The organism is Arthrobacter sp. fls2-241-R2A-172 (assembly GCF_030208885.1).
GTDB lineage: Bacteria > Actinomycetota > Actinomycetes > Actinomycetales > Micrococcaceae > Arthrobacter.
Map to the genome: position 1 here is coordinate 25,633 of NZ_JARVTB010000010.1, position 19,118 is coordinate 44,750.

The following is a 19,118-nucleotide window of genomic DNA, read 5'->3' on the forward strand; positions in this document are numbered from 1 at the left end:
GCCGGCCACACTAAGGTTGATCCGTGACCCTTCTCATCGCCGCCCTCGGGGTACTGGGAGTCGCCTCCTCCGGCCCGCTGATGGCCGGCACCTTGGGGGCCACCTCCGTGACCGCTCTGGCCATCGCTTTTTGGCGCAACGCAATCGGGGCTTTGGTCATGGCCACTCCTGTGGTTGTCCGCGAGCCCAAGGCTTTCGGGAAGATCACACGCAGGGAGCTTGGCTGGTCCGTGACGGCCGCTGTCGCTCTGGCCTTCCACTTCGCCTGCTTCATCACGGCCCTGCAACTGACGTCCGTTGCGGCGGCTACGGCCTTGGTATGCCTGCAATCGGCGTGGATCGCCGTTTTCCAGTTGTTCCGCGGCACCAGGCACCGTTGGCCGGTGCTGCTGGGCCTGGGGATTGCGTTTGGCGGGGTGGTGGCCATTACCGGGTTCGATATGGGTTCCTCGCCCGAGGCGCTGCTGGGCGACCTCCTGGCGCTTGCTGGCGGTGCGCTGGCGGGGCTCTACACGCTGGCGGGCGGGAAAGCCCGCCAGTCGATGGGTATTGGCACCTACACCACCCTCTGCTATGGCATCTGCGCGGCGATCGTTGCGGTGCTGGCTACCTTCAACGGCCAGGCCCTTGTAGGGTTCGACGCCGGAGGCTGGCTGGGGATTATTGCCATCACCGTCTGCGCGCAGCTGGTGGGACATACAGCCTTCAACCACCTGCTGGCCACGATGAGTCCGTTGCTGGTGTCGATGATTATCCTGTTGGAGATTCCGGGTGCGGCGATCCTCGCAGCAGTCTTCCTGAATGAAACGCTGCCGGCCGGCACATACGCGGGATTGGCCCTGATTCTTGTTGGACTGGCAGTGGTGGTGGCCGGTCAGCGCCGTGGACGGCCCGAAGCAGACCGGCGCGAAGCTGAGCTGGGAACCGACTAGCCTCCCGGCGTCGTGCGTTAAATCCCGCCGCGCCGAACGCCCTGGGCGGAGTTGGCAGTGTGGATGGCGCGCAACAGCTTGGCCGGGAAGTACACGGAAAAGAACACCACCATGGGTGCTTTCAGGGCCATCTTCTTCACATTGTGGGCTTTGTACGTGCGATCAAACCGCTGGACGTAGTAGCGATAGTCGCGCGGCGAGTCCTCAAGCCGGCGTGCGGACATGCCGGAGACCATCTGCGGCAGGTACTGCACTTTGAGGTCGTGATCGAAAAGATGCAGCGACAGATCGATGTCCTCGTGCATCTCGTCCTTGGGATCCAGGCAAGCCTCATCGCGGATGGTTTCCCATGCGGAGCGGCGAAGGGCCATGTTTGAACCGAAGAGGAAATGGTACTGGTGCTTGGCCAGCCGCAACATGAGTTGGCGCATCTTGTCGTCGGCTTTGAGTCCGAAGCGCCGCATGGGCATGTCGTAGTAGACCACGGGGCCGGTCGCGGCGGCGACGGTCGGATCCGTGAATGCCTTCTGGACCTGCTCAACCCAGTCGGGTTCGAGGACGGAGTCGGCGTCGATCCGTCCCACTACTTCTCCCGTGGCGTGATTAAGGCCAAAGTTCCGGGTGGGAATGAGTCCCTGCGAGGCAGACTGCTGGAGAAGGATGATGGGGCTTTCCGGGTACTCCTGCTGCATCTGCCGCACGATCCTGGCCGTTCGATCCGTGGACAGATTGTCAACGACGATGATTTCGGCTGCCGGGACTGATTGATAAATGGCCGCAATGAGGCACTGGCGAATAACGCTTTCCTCGTTATACGCCGGGATGACAATGGATACGTCCGGCGGCTCCGGAGCATCCTTGAGGGAACCCGCAACGGGTCTATCGGCTGACATCCCTCCAAATCTAACACCCACGGCAGGTGCACCGAAGGAGGCTTTGGTGACATGCGGGGAAACACTAAGGGGACCCCGGCATTGGCCGGGATCCCCTTAGAGAGGGTAAGAACAGCTTGAGTTAGCTGTGGGTGCCCTTGCTTTCGGAGTCCGAAGCATCAGTGTCCTTGTGCAGGCTCGCAGCGATGTTCTTGACCGCAGTCTTGGCGTCGGTTGCGACCTTGGCGCCGGCGTCGCCAACATTCTCGAGGGCGTCCTTGGTGGCCTGCTCAGCCTCGGCAGTGGCGTCCTCGGAGTTGGTTTCCGAGGCCTTGGCCTCGCTCGCGGTGGATGCGGTGGCCGAAGCTGCAGCGTCAGCGGGAACAGGGGAAGGAGTCACCGGTGACGGCGTCTTCCACGGATCCTCGACAGGCTTGGAAGCCTTCCAGGCAGCCACGCCTGCAGCCACAGCGGCTGCGATGACGGTGACGATCAACCAGCCACGCTTCTTGGGCTTTGGTTCCTTGCCCAGCTTGGTGCTGACGGCCTTACCGGCTTCGTCCGCGACAGCCTTGATCTGCTTGCCAGTGGCTTGGGCCTGCTCCTGCACACTGTGGACAACTCCGGAGTCCACCAGCTTCTGCGCTACGGCATCAACCTGCGCCGGGGCGTTCTCCAGGGCGTGGTGGACAGCAACAGACGCTTGACCGAGCTGCTCGGACAACTTGGGGAGGTATTCATCCACCACTTTGTCCCGGGCCTGGCCCAGGACAGGGGTTGCCTTGTTGAGGGCTTCCTGAATCCTGGGAGTGGCATCTTCCACTGCGTCATGGATCTTCGGTGCCAACTGAGCGAGGCCGTCCTGGAGCCGGGGCGTTACGACAGCAACCCCGTCTGCGGCCTTGTGTGCAGCAGTCTTCAGCCCCTCCTGGATCCTGGGGGAAGCGGTATCAATGCCGTGCTGGATGCGAGGAACAGCCCAATTCACGGCAGCCTCCACGCGGGGTGCGGCCCAGTCGCGGGCGTTTTCCACACCGTCCGCTACGGATTGTTCGATGTCGCGGGCAATACGGTCTGATTTCTTCACAACTACCTCCCGATACACATGCTGGTTTGTTGCTAGCCTACGTCGCTTGGGGAACACCGGCTATTCATCTGCCGGATTAGGCACGGATTTCACCGAGCGCGGAACCGGCTTTACAACTCCAAAGGCGTTGACCCTGCATGGAAGAATGGGGCCATGACCATCGCAACCGCAAAAGCAACGATCCACACGACCCTCGGCGATATCAAGGTTGACCTCTTCGGCAACCACGCGCCCAAGACGGTCGCCAACTTCATTGGCTTGGCCACGGGCGAAAAGTCCTGGAACCACCCGGAAACGGGCGAGGACAAGACCGGCACGCCGCTGTACAACGGCACGATTTTCCACCGCATCATCAAGGACTTCATGATCCAGGGTGGCGATCCCCTGGGCCGCGGCGTCGGCGGACCGGGCTACCAGTTCGACGATGAAATCCACCCGGAACTGACCTTCAACGCCCCGTACAAGCTGGCCATGGCCAACGCCGGTATCCAGATGGGCAAGGGCACCAACGGGTCACAGTTCTTCATCACCACCGTTAACACCGACTGGCTGTTCGGCAAGCACAGCATCTTCGGCGAGGTGACGGACGAAGAATCCCGCAAGGTTGTGGACTCCATCGAAGCCGTCCGTACGGGCATGGGCGACCGCCCCGTTGAGGACGTCGTCATCAACAGCATCGATATCGAACAGCTCTAGCCTGCATTCATGAGTTACGGAATCCCGTCGGCTGAGCCGTCTGCTGATGTTCCGGTGTGCCCCAGGCACCCGGACAGGCCCTCCTACGTGCGGTGCCAGCGCTGCGGGCGCCCCGCGTGCCCGGAGTGCCAGCGGGCGGCCGCCGTCGGGTTCCAATGCGTTGACTGCGTCAACGAACAAAAACGTTCGACGCCGGAATACAAGTCGCCCTATGGCGGCACCTTGGCCATTGGCCGCCCACTGGTGACGTACCTGATCATCGGTGTGTGCGTGCTGGTCTACATCCTCCAGTGGGTGCTCCCGGGCGATGTCATCTTCCAAAATTTCGCGTTCGCCAACATCTTCGCGGACACCGAACCCTGGCGGATGCTGACATCGGCATTCCTGCACTCGCAGGGATTCCTCCTGCACATTGTCCTGAACATGTACACGCTCTGGATCTTTGGGCAAGCCCTTGAGCCTTTGCTCGGGCGCATCCGATTCCTTGCGGTGTATCTCATCTCAGCAGTTGGTGGCTCCGTGGGCTATCTGCTGCTCACGCCAAGCTTCCCTGTAGTGGGCGTGGTCGGAGCATCCGGGGCCATCTTCGGACTCTTCGGAGCCATGCTGGTGGTGCAACGCCACAGAGGTGGCGAAACCAAGCAACTGTGGGTTCTGATCGCCATCAACGGCGCCATTGGGTTCTTTGTTCCCACCATTGCCTGGCAAGCACACCTGGGCGGCTTGATCGCCGGAGGTCTGGCCGCCGGTGTCATTGCCTACGCCCCGCGGGGTAAGAACCAGGCCCTGCTTCAAACAGGTGGACTTGTCCTCGTGGTGGCACTGTTGGCCATTGCCACGTTGGTCCGGGTCACTGCCGGCTGACACCACCGTCCTTATCGGCGGCGACTGGTTGCCGCAGAATCGTCCTTAGCTTCCCCGGAGCAGAGCGCGTGGATCTCTTAGATAGATCGCTTCCAGGCGTACCTCTTTCTCTTTCGGCGCTTCCCCACCTCTCTTCCTGGTGAGCGTTTCCTGAGCCCTTTCCATGTGCTCGGCGCCGAGCCAGTCCGGAACCATGGTCATCAGGGTCCAGTCCCACCACGAGTTATCCCGAGCGTCGGTGAAGGAAAACATGAAGTGGGTTTTCACCGTGGGTCATCTCCAGTCGTCTGTCATGGACGACCGATGCGGGCTTGGTGTCAGTTTTCCACAGGACTTATCCACACTGTGAGTAACTTACATGCTTGTAGTTCCATGCCAATGGCACTCTGTGGGCGGTAAAAGAGCTAGATATCCCCCGAATGGCATGAATCTGTCCACACCTGTGGATAACTTTGTCCCCGGTAGTCCTGTATATGTGGAAAAGTAGGGAAGTTTTAGGCGGGGTGTGGACAACCCTGTTAATTGCGGCGTTGTGCTGTATCTATCAACAGGCTTATCAACACTGTTAATAACTTACATCGCTGTAGTTCAGGCCTTAAGGGGCGGCGAAAACCCCGGATTGCCGGGGCTAACCCGGGTGAAACCCACACGTTGTCCCCAATTGTGGATAACTTGTGGGTACTGGCCTGTTGTTAAGTGGGTAAGTGTTCCAGTGATGGGACCCGGGCCCGCCCTCCAAGGCAGCGGCAACGAGTCGGCGTACACGACGGCCTCATTCACTTGCCGTGCCATCGAACCTGGTTTCGGCAACGCCGGCAACGCGGAGTAGTTGAACTTTCGGTGAAGCTTGGAGCACTATCCACAGCTTGATGCACAGTGGGTATAACTGTCCCCCGGAGTACCGCTGTCCGCCGATCGGCAGCATCGCAAGGATAAACAGCGTAAGTCCGTGGATGTCCACAGAAGTTATCCACGCCTGTGGATAAAGTTACGCACTTCTGTGGAAAGCAGTGTGGGGTTGGTGTTTTGGTGGTCCCGGCATGCCTGCCTCCTAAGACCACACCCCGGAAGTGCCCCGCCGGTGGCTGTCCATCAGGTGGGTGTCGATAATTCCTATCGCCTCCATGAGTGCATACATGGTGGTTGGGCCGACGAAGGCGAAGCCCTTTTTCCTCAATGCCTTGGATAAGGCGATCGACTCCGGGGACGTCGTGGGGATATCGGCGAAGGTACGCGGCGCTGGGGTACTTGCCGGTTGGAAGGACCAAACAAAGTCCACCAGGCCGCCTTCTTCGCGTAATGCGATAGTGGCTTTTGCGTTGGTGATGGCAGCCTTGATCTTCAGCCTGTTACGGACAATCCCTGCGTCCAGCATGAGCCGTTCAACGTCCGCTTCCGTAAAGGCCGCCACGCTCTCCGGGTGGAAATCCAGGAAGGCCCTCCTGAACGCATCCCGCTTCCGGAGGATAGTGGCCCACGAGAGACCAGCCTGGAAAGCTTCGAGGCTGATCCGCTCATACAAACCTTGTTCATCGCGGACCGGCATACCCCATTCATGGTCGTAGTAAGCCTGCATGAGGGGATCCGAGGCGGCCCACAGGGGACGGGCCAGGCCGTCCTCACCGATGATGGTGCCGGTGTCCGGGGTCATGAACGCTCCTCTGCGGCCGCGCCGGCCACACGGCCGGCAGGTAATCTAGCTTCCAGGGATATTCTGCCCCTACGCACTGACATTGAAGCGTTGCCCCTGCTCCGGGCTTACGACAATCCTGTAACCCGCATGGTGATGTTGATCCGGCCATGAGTGAGGCCGCAATCCGCGGGCGCAGTGCCAGGCAGGACCTTGGGTATGCCGTGATAAGCGAACCGGGACGGACCGCCAAAGACGAAGAGGTCCCCGGATCGAAGTTCGACGTCGGTGTAGGGCTTGGTGCGTGTTTTCGTGTTGCCGAAACGGAAGATACACGAGTCCCCAATGCTGAGGGACACCACCGGAGCGTCCGAACGCTCGTCCTTGTCCTGGTGCATGCCCATGGCAGCACCGTCATCGTAGAAATTCACCAAGGCCGCATCGGGAGCGTAAGCCTCTGCGGGAGGCAACCCGTTCTCCACGCCATCGGTGGAATAGGCAGCAGCGACCGCCTTCCGGCCCAGGCGCACCATCCAGTCCGGGAACTCAAGGACAGGTCGACCGTTAACGTCAATAGCTTCCCGCGTGTACTTGTAGGGTTGCCAATGCCAACCCAGGCAAACGGTACGCACGGACATTTGGTGACCGCCGGGCAGGGTGGCCGCGCGCAGGGGCACCGGTCCCTGGGTCCATTCAGCGAAGCGCGCGACTATCCACCGTTGCTGTTCCTCCGTAAGCCAGCCAGGGACGTGGACTGCACCGGGCGCGACCAGGCGGGGACCGGCGTCGTGGGTTTCTGACTGCACCAGCTCCAGGGGAAACAGGGCGTCATCGTCGCTCACGCGGCCTCCAACGTGAGAAGTGCGCGTTTGGCGTCCGCACCTCCGAGGTAGCCACCAAAGCTGCCGTCTGACTTGACGACGCGGTGGCACGGAACGATCACCGGAATCGGGTTGGTAGCGCAGGCGCTTCCTACGGCGCGCACAGCATTGGGGCTGCCTGCCGCCCGGGCAACGTCAGCGTAGCTCTCAGTCTCGCCGTACGCGATCCGGGGCAGGTGCTGGAGCACGTTGAGGCGGAACCCGCGGGACAGCCGGAAATCCAGCACAAGGTCAAACTCCCTGCGGGTTCCGCTGAAGTACTCGTCGAGTTGCCGTGCAGCGTTGTCCAGGCGCGCCGGCGCCTCGAGGATGCGGGGACTGATGGTGTTCGCGAGGACCTGCAGGATGTCAGTATGGTTTTCCCGTTCGAAGGCCACCCGTACGATTCCACGGTCTGTTGCTGCCAGCAAGAGCTTTCCCACCGGCGAATCAACCACCCGGTAGGCAACGTCCAAGGTGTGGAGCAGCTGGGCATCGCGGGCCAACCTCGCGTGAAGACTGGTGAGGGCAGGCTCCACGTCTCCGAACGTGGGTGTCAGGAGCTGGTTGACCTCGGCAAGGTCGGGGCTTGGATCCAGGGTCATTTGCTGTCTCCCTTCGGGGATGAATGTGCCAGGACCGGTTTGGGGGCAAGCGCCGTGCGCAGGGCTTTCACGCCGTCCGCTCCGGCCCGGCGCGCGGCTTCAGGGGTAACGCCAAGGAGCTCCGCGATGTCCTTGTACGGGATCCCCGCTATGTAGTGGTAGGCCACTGCTTGCCGTTGCTTCGGGGGCAGGTGGGCGACGGCGTCGAGGAGTTCCGGGTGGCCTCCACCCGGAATGCCCAGGCGGGACGACTGCTCAGGAGGGTTGTCGGTTGGCAAAGCACGACGGTTACCGGCCCGCAGGTGGTCGACGCATTTGCGATGTGCGATGGTCACCAGCCATGCCTGCACATTGGCTCCCGCCGGGAGTGCCGGATAGGACTGAAGGGCTGCCAGGAAGGTGTCAGACCAGGCGTCGTCAGCGTCATGAACGCCCAGGACTGCGCGGCACACCCGGAGTACGGTGGCGCCCTGTTCCTGGACGACGGCTTCGAACGGCTTCTTGGTGGCCAACTGCCGGGGCTGCATCAGAAAAGCTTGCCTTCCCTGACCACTGCCGGCTCCTCGAGGTCCAAAAGGTAACGCTTGTTGCGAAGACCGCCAGCGTATCCGGTCAGTTGTCCATGGCGGCCCACCACCCGGTGGCACGGGATGATGATGCTTATGGGGTTGCGGCCGACAGCTGATCCAACAGCTTGGGCAAGGTGGGGGTCGCCAAGCTCAGCCGCGAGCTCGCCGTAGGTCACTGTTTCCCCGAAAGGTATATGTTTCAACCGGTCCCAGACCCTCTGCTGGAAGGCGTTTCCGCCGGCGTCGTAAGGGATGTCAAAATCCGTTCGGCTGCCGCCCAGGTATTCTTCGAGCTCTACCCGGGCCAAGGCGAACACTGGATCTTCGACGCCAGTGGGAACGCCAAAGTACTCCTGTGGGGGCATATGCCAGTGCCCTTCGTAGAAGATACCTGTCAGGAAATCCCCGCGTGCAGTCAGGGTCAACTGCCCCAACGGGGACTCCATGGTGGTGTGCCGGTTACTCATATCCTGTAGACGTTCACGGGCACGGAAATGTGAGGTGCGGGGTCCTAGGAGCGCCAGCGCGTGGTCATCAGGAAGCCCACAATCGCAATACCGAAGCCGGCCACGATGTTCCATGACGCCCAGTCCCGAACCGGGAACTGGCCCTGCGTGATGTAGAACGTGATGATCCAGAGGAGTCCGAGGATCATGAGTCCGAACATCACGGCCTTGTACCAAACCGGGTTGGGCTTGTACTGCTTCGCGGCCGAAGTCTGCGGGGCCTGACTGGTGGGCCGCTTGCGGGGCTTGGACTCGGGCACGGATCCTCCTGCTGTTCGGTTGGCACCCGTTTCGGCCAGCCTTGGTATCCTGCAGGAAGGAAATTTCCAGCGGTTATCGGCCACACGGCGTTCCGGGTTGGTTCTAGCTGTCAAGTCTAGCCGCAACTCACGTGCAGCCCGCGCCGCCCGTGCACTATCCGAGGAGACCCTGTGGCGCACCAGCAGACGACGGCTGACCCGGCCGTGCCGTCCCGCCGCAGCGACAACGGAAGCCATCCCAAAAAACGGCTCCGCGCATCCGACGTTATCCGGAAGATCAGCCAGATCCTGGGTGAACTCCTCATTACGGCAGGGGTCGTCCTGTTGCTGTTCGTTGGTTGGGAACTATGGTGGACCAACGTGGAAGCGGACGCCAAGCAGACTGAAGCGATCCACGACTTCGCGCAGGAATTCAAGGGCCCCCTGGCACCCACCGCTCCCGCTGATCCCGCGAATTTTGGTCAACCCGTAGTGGGAACTGCGCCCGGATACGGTAAGACGATCGGCATCATGTACGTCCCCCGTTTCGGCGCGGACTACACGAGGCCCATCATCGAGGGAACCGATTCCGGTGTGCTGGACACGCTGGGGCTGGGCCACTATGGAAGCACCAGTATGCCCGGCGCCCTGGGCAACTTCGCCGTTGCGGGCCACCGGCAAACCCACGGCGCCGTCCTCGATAACATCCACACCCTTGTTCCCGGGGACAAGATCTATGTGCAAACGGCCGACGGGTACTACACCTACGCTTTCCGGAACAACCAGATCGTCACGCCGGACCGAACGGATGTCCTGATGCCTGTCCCTACCCAGCCGGGTGCGCAGCCCAAGGAGAGCATCCTCACCATGACCAGCTGCAACCCCCGCTTCGGGTCCCAGGAAAGAATCATCGCCTACTCGTTACTGGACAGCTGGCAACCTGCCTCGGCCGGTCCGCCGTCGGAAATCGCCGCCCAGGTGGCCAAGGCAAACGGAAAGGGGTAACGGATGTACGCGTGGATCTTCCGTAACCTGCCCGGGCCCGTGTGGGTCAGGATCGTGACATGCTTGGTACTGGTGGCCGTAGCACTGGTACTGATGGTGGAGTTCCTCTTTCCTTGGTTTTCCCAATTCACCGCTTTGACTGACTCAACGATTGGTTTACTGCAACAGCCATGAGCACAACAAAAATCCTTGTAGTGGATAACTACGACAGCTTCGTTTACACCTTGGTGGGATATCTGCAGGAGCTTGGGGCAGAGACCACGGTTGTCCGCAATGACGACGTCACACTTGCTGAGGCAATCGAGCTCGCCTCTACCCGCGACGGCGTCCTCGTCTCGCCGGGTCCCGGCACCCCTGCTGAGGCCGGCGTCTGCATCGAGCTCATTAAATGGTGCGGTGAAGCCAGTAAACCCATGTTCGGCGTGTGCTTGGGACACCAGGCCCTCGCCGAGGCCTACGGCGGTGTGGTGACGCACGCGCCCGAGCTCATGCACGGCAAGACTTCTCCGGTGCGGCACGAAGGCAAAAGCGTGTTCGCCGGCCTCCCGTCGCCCGTAACGGCAACGCGCTACCACTCCCTGGCGGCAGTGCGTGAGTCCATCCCGGATGTCCTGGAAATCACCGCTGAAACCACCAACGGCGTCGTGATGGGACTGCAGCACAAGACTGCTCCGCTGTGCGGCGTCCAGTTCCACCCCGAATCCGTGCTGACCGAGGGCGGCTACCAGATGCTGGGCAACTGGCTCGAGTCCTTGGGCATGACTGGAGCCGCGGAACGCGCAGCCAAGCTGAGCCCGCTGATCAAGCAGTAAGTACGTAAAGTACGGCCGCATTCGGCGACCGGAAGCCTGCGTCAAAGCGACGGAGGAGCAGCACGCGGAGGTCGGCGGATAGCGACAGCGCCGGCCGCTACTTCTTGGTGGGCGTCGGCTTCGGCGTGGCTTTGTCCGTGTCGGTCGGAGTCGGCGTTGGCGTCGGGGTGGGTGTAGGCACTACCGGAGCCTTGGCTACTGTCACGGTGACCGTCTTGCCCTGGTCCACTTCGGTATTGAACGCCTCGCTCTGACCCGTTACGGTACCGGCTGCCACCTCGGAGTTCTCCTGCTCCACCACCTGCATGACCAAGCCGTTGGCTTTGAGGGCGCCCTCTGCCTCTGCCAGCGGAAGTCCGATCAGCTGGGGCATGAGGACCTTGCCCGAAGAAATTTGCAGTTCCACCTTGGATGACGCGGCGATGGCTCCGCCGGGTGCTGGTCCTGTGTTGATGACCAGGCCCACGGGAACGGTGGCGCTGTGCGTGCGGACCGAAACGATGTCTCCGGTAATGCCCAGTTTGCGCAGGGCTTCCCGGGCGTCGCCTTCGGTGCGACCCACGATGTTCGCTGGGATGGTTACCGAACTGGGCCCGCTGGAGATCTTCAGGATCACCTCGGCGTTCTGGTCCAGCATGGCTCCGGCTACCGGTGCCGTGCCGATTGCGATGTCCTTGGCGACACTGTCGCTGGGTTCGCGCACGCTCTTGGGAACCAGCTTTGCCGAGTAGATCTCCTGGATTGCCTGGGACTCGGTCATGTTGGTCACCGCAGGAACAGAAATCTTTGCCGGGGGCGGTGGCTGCATATTCATAAGGCTGTAAAGCCAAAAACCGCCGCCGGCAAGCACCAGGAGCGTGAAGATTACCAACGTGGCGGTCCAGGCCCGACGGCGGGACTTCTGCCGTGCTGTCGGCTCACGTTCTGCAGGGAGGCCCAGGGGCAGTGCTTCCTCTTGGGCTTGCTCCACAGGTTCGTCCTTGAACTGGTCCACGTCAAGGAAACCCACGGCCGTGGCACTCAGGAGCTGTGTGGCAGGGTCTTCCGGTTCCACGAGGTCGTTCGGGTCCGTGGGGGCCTCGCTGGCCGGCAGGACCGGAACGGGGATGCCGTTGCTGGCTGCGCGCAGTGCTCGTCGGAAGGATGCGGCGTCCTGGAAACGGTCTGTCCGGTTCTTCTGCAGGGCCTTGGCCAGGACGGAGTCCAGTGCCTCGGAAACGTCAGGATTGTGGGCGCTGGCAGGGTCAGGGGTTTCGCGGACGTGCTGGTAGGCAACGGATACGGGACTGTCGCCGACAAAAGGGGGCCTGCTGGTCAGCAGCTCGTACAAGAGGCACCCGGCCGAGTAGAGATCGCTCCGGGCATCCACCGTCTCGCCCCGGGCCTGCTCCGGTGAAAGGTACTGTGCTGTCCCCACCACGGCCTGGGTCTGCGTCATGGTGGCCGCAGAATCAGCCATGGCCCGGGCAATGCCGAAGTCCATGACCTTCACATCCCCGGTATCCGCACAGACCATGACGTTGGCCGGCTTGATGTCCCGGTGGACGATTCCTGCCCGGTGGCTGTACTCCAGCGCTCCAAGGACTCCAAGCGTGTAGCCGATGGAGTCCTCGACGCCCAGTTCGTTCGCCTTGATCATGTCGCGCAGGGTCCGTCCGGAAACGAACTCCATTACGATGTAGGGCACCCGGACGTCCTCCCCGGGGCCGCCCGGCACGGAGTATTCGCCCGTATCGAAGATGGCCACGATGGAGGGATGGTTGAGCGCCGCGACAGCCTGGGCTTCGCGCTTGAAACGAGCCTGGAACTGGGGATCGCGGGCAAGATCGGCACGCAGCACCTTCACGGCGATGGTCCGACCCAGAACAGTGTCCGTGCCGCGATAGACGTCTGCCATGCCACCCCGGCCTATGAGCTCACCGAGCTCATAGCGGGAATTGAGGATGCGCTGTGAAGACACAGGTGTGCTCTCCTCTCGATGTGCAGGACCGGGCCGGGGCGTGGACATGATGGCTTACTTAGTTCTTCGGGTTTCCGGAAGCGCTGGGGTTGGCGCTCGGGGTGTTGGGGTTGGTGGGAGCTACGTTCTTGGCAAGGAAGTAGGTGACGGTGGAACCTGCATTAACCTCGGTTCCTGCTGCCGGGGACGACCGAACAAAGGTGCCAGGCTGCTGGCCCACGGCGCCGTTGACGGGATCTCCCGGGATCCACTTGAGGCCCGCGCCCTCCAAGGTAGCCCTGACCTGTGCTTCGCTGGCACCGGGAGCGATGGTGGGAACAGCAACCGTCGGCGGAGCTTGCGGACCCTTGGAGTACTGGACGGTGATGACCTCGCCCGGCTGGACGGCGCCTGACGGGTCAATGCCGGTCACGATCCCTACAGCAGCCTGGTCGTCGAAGACCTGCTCCCCTCTGACCTGCAGGCCCAGTGCGCCGAGTTGTGCACTGACCGTGTCGAAAGGCTTGCCGAGGTATTCCGCAGGGATGAGGTTGATGGTCTGCGGCGTTGACTGCGTGGGTGAGGGCGCCTCGGACGTTGGCGTAGTCGAAGGCTTAGGGGAAGCCGACGTCTGCGTAGGACTTGCACTGCGGCTGGGGCTTGTGGAGGTGATCTCGCTGGGTGCGGGGCTGGGTGAGAAGAATCCGGACTGTGAGATCAGGAAGCCAACCAGCGCGAAAAGCACCAACAGGATCAGGGCAACGAGCGGCCACGTCCACGGGCTGCGCTTCTTGCGTTCCGGCTCGGGGTCGTCGAAGTTTTCGTCATCGGTGTAGATGACTTCCTCTTCGTCGTTCAGTTGGCGTTCTGCCTCCAGCGCGTTGGCACGGGTCAGGGCGTTGTCAGAGGATGCAGCCGCAGCCCCCAGTGCAGCACCGGCGGCACCGGCGCCCAGCACCGGAAGCGCGGAAGTCGCCGTCGACGATTGCTCCTTGCCGTAAGGCGAGGTGACGACGCCGGTGGGTGCCGTTGCGGTATCGACGGGCGCCGTGATGGGGCCAGTGGTGCTTTCGAAGAGCAGCATCCCGGGAACGGCAGCGTGAGCGGTGGCGATGTCGCCATTGCGGATGGCTTCGGCGGCTTCGGCCAGCTTAATGGCGTTGGCCGGGCGGTTCTTGGGGTCCTTGGCCAGCATGGACATCAGGAGTGCGCGGACAGGTGTCGGCAGTGTCTCCGGCAGGGGCGGCGGTGCGTCGTTGACCTGGGCGAGGGCAATGGCGATCTGCGATTCCCCGGAGAACGGACGGTGACCCGTGAGGCACTCGTAACCGATAACACCCAGCGAGTAGATATCCGAGGAGCCGGTGGCAGTCTGGCCGGTGGCCTGCTCAGGCGCCAAGTACTGGGCGGTACCCATGACCTGGCCCGTCTGGGTCAGCGGCACCTGGTCAGCCAGGCGGGCGATGCCGAAGTCGGTGACTTTGACGCGGTTGTCCGGGGTGATCAGCAGGTTGCCCGGCTTGATGTCGCGGTGAACCAGGCCCTGGGCATGCGCAACCGCGAGGGCGCGGGCAGTCTGGGCGATGATCGAAAGAGTCATGTCCGGGGACAGAACCTGCTCGCGTTCCAGGATGCCGCTCAAGGGGTGGCCCGGTACGAGCTCCATGACGAGATACGCCGAACCGGCTTCCTCGCCGTAATCGAAGACGTTGGCGATGCCTACGTGGTTGAGGAGTGCGGTGTGGCGCGCCTCGGCACGGAAGCGCTGAAGGAAGCCGGGGTCTCCCGTGTACTCCTCTTTCAGCACCTTGATGGCTACGATCCTGCCCAGGATCTGGTCCTTGGCCTTCCAGACCTCGCCCATGCCGCCAATCGCAATGCGACTGGTCAGCTGGAACCTGCCGCCGAGTGTGATTCCCGAAGTAGGCCTCACTTATTCAACACCGCCTCAAAAATCTTCTTTGCGTTCGGACTGGTTAGCTTGGCACCGCTGAGCACATCCACACCTTCCATGACGATGGTGACGGCCACTTGCGGGTCGTTTGCCGGGGCGAACCCGGTAAACCATGAGTTGTTCAAACCTGAATCCCCCAGCTCCGCGGTTCCGGTCTTGCCGGCCACCTTCACACCGGGAACGGCTGCACCCTTGGCAATGCCGTTGTCCACCGCACTGGTCATCCACTCAGTGATCTGGCTTGCGATGGGGGCCGTGGTGCTGGTGCGCAGGGCCTCGGGTTTGGCTTCGCTGATGACGCGAAGGTCCGGAGCGCGAACAGTCTTCACCAGGCTGGGCTTCATCTGCACCCCCCCGTTGGCGATGGCCGCCGTCATCAGGTTGATCTGGAGCGGGGTGGCCTTGACGTCGCGCTGGCCTACAGCCGACTGGGCGAGCTGTGCCTGGTCGAGGTCCTGGGGGAAGATGCTGGGTGCCATCTGGAGCTTGAGTTGATCGCCGAAGTTCTCGCCGAAGCCGAATTTCTTGGCTTGGTCGCGGATGGCATCCTGGCCAAGGTCCAGCGCGATGCTGGCGAATGGCGTGTTGCAGGACTGCTCCAAAGCAAAGACGAACGACGCCGTCTCCCGGACGTTGCAGTTACCGCCGGCATAGTTGGGGAGGCTCGCGCTGGAACCCGGCAACGGCAGGCTGGACGGGTTGGGAAGTTCGCTGTCTTTGTTGTACTTGCCCGAGTTCAGTGCCGCTGCGGTGTCGATGAGCTTGAAAACGGACCCGGGCGATAGCAGGTTGCCGGTAGGTCCACTGACGTTCTGGTTCAGGTTGATCCCTGGAATCTGGTTCAGCTGGGCCATGTTTGCATCTGCTGCTTTGGAATCATGGGTAGCTATCAGGTTGGGATCATAGGAGGGCTTAGAGACCATCGCCAGAATCGCACCGGTCTTGGGATTGGTCACGACGATGGAGCCGCGCTGGCCGTCCGGAATGAGATCGTAGGCCAGCTTTTGGATCTCCGGATCCAATGTCAGCTCCACGGAAGCACCCTTGGGCTCGTTGCCAAGGAACATCTGGCTGAGGCGATCCAGGAACAACTGGTCCGAGTTGCCGGCCAGGACATCGCCCATGGACTGCTCAAGGCCGGTGGAACCATAGCCACGGGAGAAGTATCCAGTGACCCCCGCGTAAAGCTCAGGCTGGTTGTACTTGCGCTGGAACGCGCAGGTCTCTGTCCCGGGAACGGACTCTGCCACCGGCTTCCCGCCCACAATAATGGCGCCGCGGTCGTTGCAATACGAGGCCAGGATGGCGCGCTGGTTCCACGGGTTGGAGTTGAGGTCATCGGCCCCAATGACCTGGACGTAGCTGATGGCACCGAGGATCAGCGCGAACATGGCGACGGCGGCCATCCAGGAACTGCGGATTGCCTGGTTCATTGTTGCTTCACCGCCTCTGTTGGTGCGCTGGGTGTCTGGCCTGTGGCCGGTTTACGGACGACTGGGTTGCTGCCGGTGGCTGGGGGTTTGTTGACCATGGGGGTTGTATCCACGGGGCCGCGGGCGGTATTGGAAATCATCAGGAGCAAACCGACGATGATCCAGTTGGCCAGCAACGAGGAACCACCCGCAGCCAGGAACGGCGTGGTGAGGCCCGTCAGGGGTATCAGGCGGGTGACGCCGCCGATGACGACGAAGCACTGGAGGGCAATGGCAAAGGACAAGCCGCAGGCCAGCAGTTTTCCGAAAGCATCGCGTGTTCCCAATGCGGCGCGGAAACCGCGGGTGAAGAGCAGGAGATACAACATCACCACGGCGAACAGGCCGATCAAGCCGAGTTCTTCGCCGATAAGCGCCACGATCATGTCGCTGTTGGCGAAGGGCACCAGATCCGGTCGGCCCTGTCCAAGTCCTGTGCCTACCAGACCGCCGTCAGCCATGCCGAAGAGGCCTTGGACAATCTGCCCACTGCCGCCGGGCGATCTGCCGAAGACTTCCGGGGTGAATGCGTTGATCCAGCTGTCGATGCGGAATGCCACGTGGGAGAAAATCTGCGAGGCGACGAAGCCGCCGCCCAAGATCAGCAGGACGCCGATAACCACCCAGGAGATACGGCTGGTGGCCACGTAGATCATGACAATGAACAGGCCGAAGAAGAGGATGGAGGAACCGAGGTCGCGCTGGAAAACCAACACGCCGATGCTCACCAGCCAAGCGGTAATCATGGGGCCGAGGTCCTTGAACCGCGGGAACTGCATGGGACCGATCTTCCGGCCGGCCAGGAGGATCAGGTCACGGTTGGACGAAAGATACCCGGCGAAGAATATAGCCAAGGTGATCTTGGCGATTTCACCCGGCTGGAAGGTCATGGGTCCAAGCCGGATCCAAACGCGTGCGCCCAGGATCTCACCGGCAGAAATGCCAGGGATCAACGGCATAAGCAGCAAGAGCGCACTCACTGCCAGCGAAATATAGGTGAAGCGGCGCAGGACACGGTGGTCCTTAAGGAACCAGATCACGGCAATGGACACAGCCATCGCGATGAGGGTCCAACGCAGTTGATTATTGCCAGTGTCATCCCCGGGTCCGTCCATCCGGTGGATGAGGGCCAAGCCGAGGCCGTTCAGGGCCACGACGATGGGAAGTATTACCGGGTCTGCATATTGGGCGCGCAGCCTCAGCACCACGTGGAAGGCCAGGGCGGCCACCGCGAGAAGGCTGGACTGGAACCAGAAATCGCTGTCCAGCCCAACTTTCGAGTTGATACTTACCAAGGCGCTGGCACCGATACCCACGGAAAGTGCCAGGACGAGGAGGATCAGCTCAACATTCCTGCGGGGCTTGGGGGCGGTTTCAACCTGCGTCATTTGGCCGCCTCACAGGATGTGGGGATGGGCGAGGGGGTCGGGGTCGCGACTGCGGCCGTACTGGGTACGGGAACGCTGATGGTCGGCGACGGCGTCGGCTTGGGCCCCTTTGTGGGGCAGTTTGCTGAAGCGCTGCCCGTATTCTTCAAGTTCTCCACAATGCCCTGGGCATCGTGGAGGTCGCCCGCGGGCACGGTCTGGCGTACGCTCTGCTGGCCGTATTCCGGCAATGAATCCACCCTGATATCTGTGACGGCTTCCAGCCGGGAAAGCTGAATGGGGCCGAGCCTCTGCGAAATTCCGTTGAAGATGGCTACCCGCTGGTCGTATTCGCCCACGTAGTACCGGGTTTGGGTCCACGCATAGCCGAGCCAAAGGCCTACCACGACGCCAAGGACAACGACGGCGGCAACCGCAGGCATCAGCCATCGAACGCGACGACGAGGCGGCTCCTCAGCGTCCGCACGGTCCTGTTCGGCTTTGTGGGTCAGGACCGTTGCCGCGCGACGGGCCACCGTTCGGCCCGCGACAGTTGGAATTGATCCGGTCTCCGCTGCCGTGGCCGCTGCTCCAACCAGCTCGTGGGGGCGGCTGGCGAGTTCCTCGCGCAAAACCTCCGCAGACAGATGCTCGCCAAGATGGGGATCGGTAGTGGCCGGGGGTTCCCCCGAGTCGGACGATTCGGATGATTCCGCATCCTTGTCCATCGTGGTCGGGTCACCCGCGCTGAAGGACGATCCAGGCTCTGCGTCCCGGGCAGCCTTCGCTGCGGAGCTGTCATGAGATTCCTCAGCAGCTTTGCTTGCGGCGGGGCCGTCCGGCGACTTGGAGGCGGTCAGTGAGTCGGCTTCGTCGTCGGACGAGGCAAGCGCCGCTGCCGGGACGATGTCGACGGCGGCCGTGCTGACGTCGTCGTCGGTCTCTTCCGCTATTTCCAGCATCACTACGGTGACGTTGTCCGGTGCGCCGGCTTCCAACGTGAGGTCAACCAGGATGTCGGCGCATTCGCGCAGGTCCTTGGTCTCGCGCACCATGCGTTCCACTACGTGGCCCGCAACGTAATTGAGGCCATCGGAGCACAGGAGCCAGCGTTCGCCGGGTTCGACGTCCAGGACATCCAGATCCAGTTCGGGACTGGCATCGACGTCGCCGAGTACGCGCATCAGGACGTTCTTGTGGGGATGTGTTTCTGCTTCTTCAGGGCGAAGGCGGCCTTCATCGATGAGGCGCTGCACAAACGTGTGGTCAACGCTGACTTGCTCAAATTTCTTGTTGCGCAGGCGGTACGCGCGGGAGTCGCCAATGTGGGCGAAGTGGAGCTTGCGGTCCTCGAGCAGCAGGGCGGTGACCGTGGTGCCCATGCCGGAAAGCTTGGGGTTTTGGTGGACGAGCTCGGACAGCAGCGAGTTTGCCGTCTGGATCTCGTCGGCCAGGACGGTGTCTGCGCCCTCCGGATAGTTGTCATGATCAAGGTGGATCATGTCCAGGACCGTTGAGGCTGAGGCGACGTCACCGCCGGCGTGGCCACCCATGCCATCGGCCACGACAGCAAGATGGCGGCCCACGTATGCGGAGTCGTCATTCTTGGAGCGGATCCGACCGACATCCGAACGCGCGGCGTAGCGCATGATGAGCGGGCGCTCCGCGGGCGTGTCCTTGCCGTCGGGGGTCTCGGGGGCGGGCATGGA

At 62.2% G+C, this 19,118-nt stretch carries 18 protein-coding genes; 5 read left to right on the plus strand and 13 right to left on the minus strand.

Features of this window, described 5'->3' with window-relative positions:
* Positions 1 to 23 precede the first annotated feature (23 nt).
* On the plus strand, positions 24 to 932 hold the full coding sequence (locus QRM57_RS14835; protein ID WP_284987144.1) for a DMT family transporter: 909 nt from the start codon (positions 24 to 26) through the stop codon (positions 930 to 932).
* A 17-nt stretch (positions 933 to 949) separates the two neighbouring features.
* Here the strand turns inward: QRM57_RS14835 and QRM57_RS14840 are convergent, their stop codons facing one another.
* The gene (locus tag QRM57_RS14840) at positions 950 to 1,825 is read right to left on the minus strand and encodes a glycosyltransferase family 2 protein (RefSeq protein WP_235518098.1); all 876 of its coding nucleotides are present in this window, start codon (positions 1,823 to 1,825) and stop codon (positions 950 to 952) included.
* A 121-nt stretch (positions 1,826 to 1,946) separates the two neighbouring features.
* On the minus strand, positions 1,947 to 2,891 hold the full coding sequence (locus QRM57_RS14845; protein ID WP_284987145.1) for a hypothetical protein: 945 nt from the start codon (positions 2,889 to 2,891) through the stop codon (positions 1,947 to 1,949).
* Between the two features lie 153 nt (positions 2,892 to 3,044).
* Between QRM57_RS14845 and QRM57_RS14850 the strand changes: the two genes are divergently transcribed.
* Entirely contained in the window at positions 3,045 to 3,587 is a 543-nt protein-coding gene (locus tag QRM57_RS14850) for a peptidylprolyl isomerase (protein ID WP_257369980.1), read from the plus strand.
* Between the two features lie 9 nt (positions 3,588 to 3,596).
* On the plus strand, positions 3,597 to 4,451 hold the full coding sequence (locus QRM57_RS14855; protein ID WP_235518093.1) for a rhomboid family intramembrane serine protease: 855 nt from the start codon (positions 3,597 to 3,599) through the stop codon (positions 4,449 to 4,451).
* A gap of 1,051 nt (positions 4,452 to 5,502) precedes the next feature.
* Here the strand turns inward: QRM57_RS14855 and QRM57_RS14860 are convergent.
* The 6 genes from QRM57_RS14860 to QRM57_RS14885 all read right to left on the minus strand — a co-directional run bounded on the left by QRM57_RS14860 (position 5,503) and on the right by QRM57_RS14885 (position 8,881).
* The gene (locus tag QRM57_RS14860; RefSeq protein WP_284987146.1) at positions 5,503 to 6,102 is read right to left on the minus strand and encodes a DNA-3-methyladenine glycosylase I; all 600 of its coding nucleotides are present in this window, start codon (positions 6,100 to 6,102) and stop codon (positions 5,503 to 5,505) included.
* Positions 6,103 to 6,209: 107 nt separating this feature from the next.
* The gene (locus QRM57_RS14865) at positions 6,210 to 6,896 is read right to left on the minus strand and encodes an alpha-ketoglutarate-dependent dioxygenase AlkB family protein (RefSeq protein ID WP_284987218.1); all 687 of its coding nucleotides are present in this window, start codon (positions 6,894 to 6,896) and stop codon (positions 6,210 to 6,212) included.
* 23 nt (positions 6,897 to 6,919) lie between these two features.
* A complete protein-coding gene (locus QRM57_RS14870; protein ID WP_284987147.1) occupies positions 6,920 to 7,546 on the minus strand; it encodes a methylated-DNA--[protein]-cysteine S-methyltransferase in 627 nt (208 codons plus the stop codon).
* Positions 7,543 to 8,073, minus strand: coding sequence for an RNA polymerase sigma factor (locus QRM57_RS14875; protein ID WP_284987148.1), 531 nt, complete (start codon positions 8,071 to 8,073; stop codon positions 7,543 to 7,545). The genes QRM57_RS14870 and QRM57_RS14875 overlap by 4 nt, the downstream gene beginning before the upstream one ends.
* Complete coding sequence (locus QRM57_RS14880) at positions 8,073 to 8,582, minus strand: methylated-DNA--[protein]-cysteine S-methyltransferase (RefSeq protein ID WP_284987149.1); 510 nt, start codon at positions 8,580 to 8,582, stop codon at positions 8,073 to 8,075. The genes QRM57_RS14875 and QRM57_RS14880 overlap by 1 nt, the downstream gene beginning before the upstream one ends.
* A 44-nt stretch (positions 8,583 to 8,626) precedes the next feature.
* Positions 8,627 to 8,881: a cell division protein CrgA gene (locus tag QRM57_RS14885; RefSeq protein ID WP_235518085.1), complete on the minus strand. Its 255-nt coding sequence runs from the start codon at positions 8,879 to 8,881 to the stop codon at positions 8,627 to 8,629.
* Between the two features lie 156 nt (positions 8,882 to 9,037).
* On the opposite strand from QRM57_RS14885, the gene QRM57_RS14890 reads away from it, so the two are divergent.
* Together QRM57_RS14890 and QRM57_RS14895 are read left to right on the plus strand one after the other, a co-directional pair.
* The gene (locus QRM57_RS14890; protein WP_416404072.1) at positions 9,038 to 9,865 is read left to right on the plus strand and encodes a class E sortase; all 828 of its coding nucleotides are present in this window, start codon (positions 9,038 to 9,040) and stop codon (positions 9,863 to 9,865) included.
* Between the two features lie 170 nt (positions 9,866 to 10,035).
* Positions 10,036 to 10,677, plus strand: a complete 642-nt coding sequence (locus tag QRM57_RS14895) for an aminodeoxychorismate/anthranilate synthase component II (protein ID WP_284987150.1) — start codon at positions 10,036 to 10,038, stop codon at positions 10,675 to 10,677.
* Between the two features lie 97 nt (positions 10,678 to 10,774).
* On the opposite strand, the gene pknB is transcribed toward QRM57_RS14895, so the two are convergent.
* The 5 genes from pknB to QRM57_RS14920 are packed head-to-tail and all read right to left on the minus strand — an operon-like array spanning position 10,775 to position 19,115.
* On the minus strand, positions 10,775 to 12,685 hold the full coding sequence (pknB, locus tag QRM57_RS14900) for a Stk1 family PASTA domain-containing Ser/Thr kinase (protein ID WP_284987151.1): 1,911 nt from the start codon (positions 12,683 to 12,685) through the stop codon (positions 10,775 to 10,777).
* Positions 12,686 to 12,695: 10 nt separating this feature from the next.
* Positions 12,696 to 14,549: a protein kinase domain-containing protein gene (locus QRM57_RS14905; RefSeq protein WP_284987152.1), complete on the minus strand. Its 1,854-nt coding sequence runs from the start codon at positions 14,547 to 14,549 to the stop codon at positions 12,696 to 12,698.
* Entirely contained in the window at positions 14,546 to 16,003 is a 1,458-nt protein-coding gene (locus QRM57_RS14910; RefSeq protein ID WP_257369988.1) for a penicillin-binding transpeptidase domain-containing protein, read from the minus strand. Before QRM57_RS14910 ends, QRM57_RS14905 begins: the two co-directional genes overlap by 4 nt.
* The gene (locus QRM57_RS14915; RefSeq protein ID WP_257369989.1) at positions 16,000 to 17,430 is read right to left on the minus strand and encodes an FtsW/RodA/SpoVE family cell cycle protein; all 1,431 of its coding nucleotides are present in this window, start codon (positions 17,428 to 17,430) and stop codon (positions 16,000 to 16,002) included. The genes QRM57_RS14910 and QRM57_RS14915 overlap by 4 nt, the downstream gene beginning before the upstream one ends.
* Complete coding sequence (locus tag QRM57_RS14920) at positions 17,427 to 19,115, minus strand: PP2C family protein-serine/threonine phosphatase (RefSeq protein WP_284987153.1); 1,689 nt, start codon at positions 19,113 to 19,115, stop codon at positions 17,427 to 17,429. Before QRM57_RS14920 ends, QRM57_RS14915 begins: the two co-directional genes overlap by 4 nt.
* Between the last annotated feature and the right edge of the window lie 3 nt (positions 19,116 to 19,118).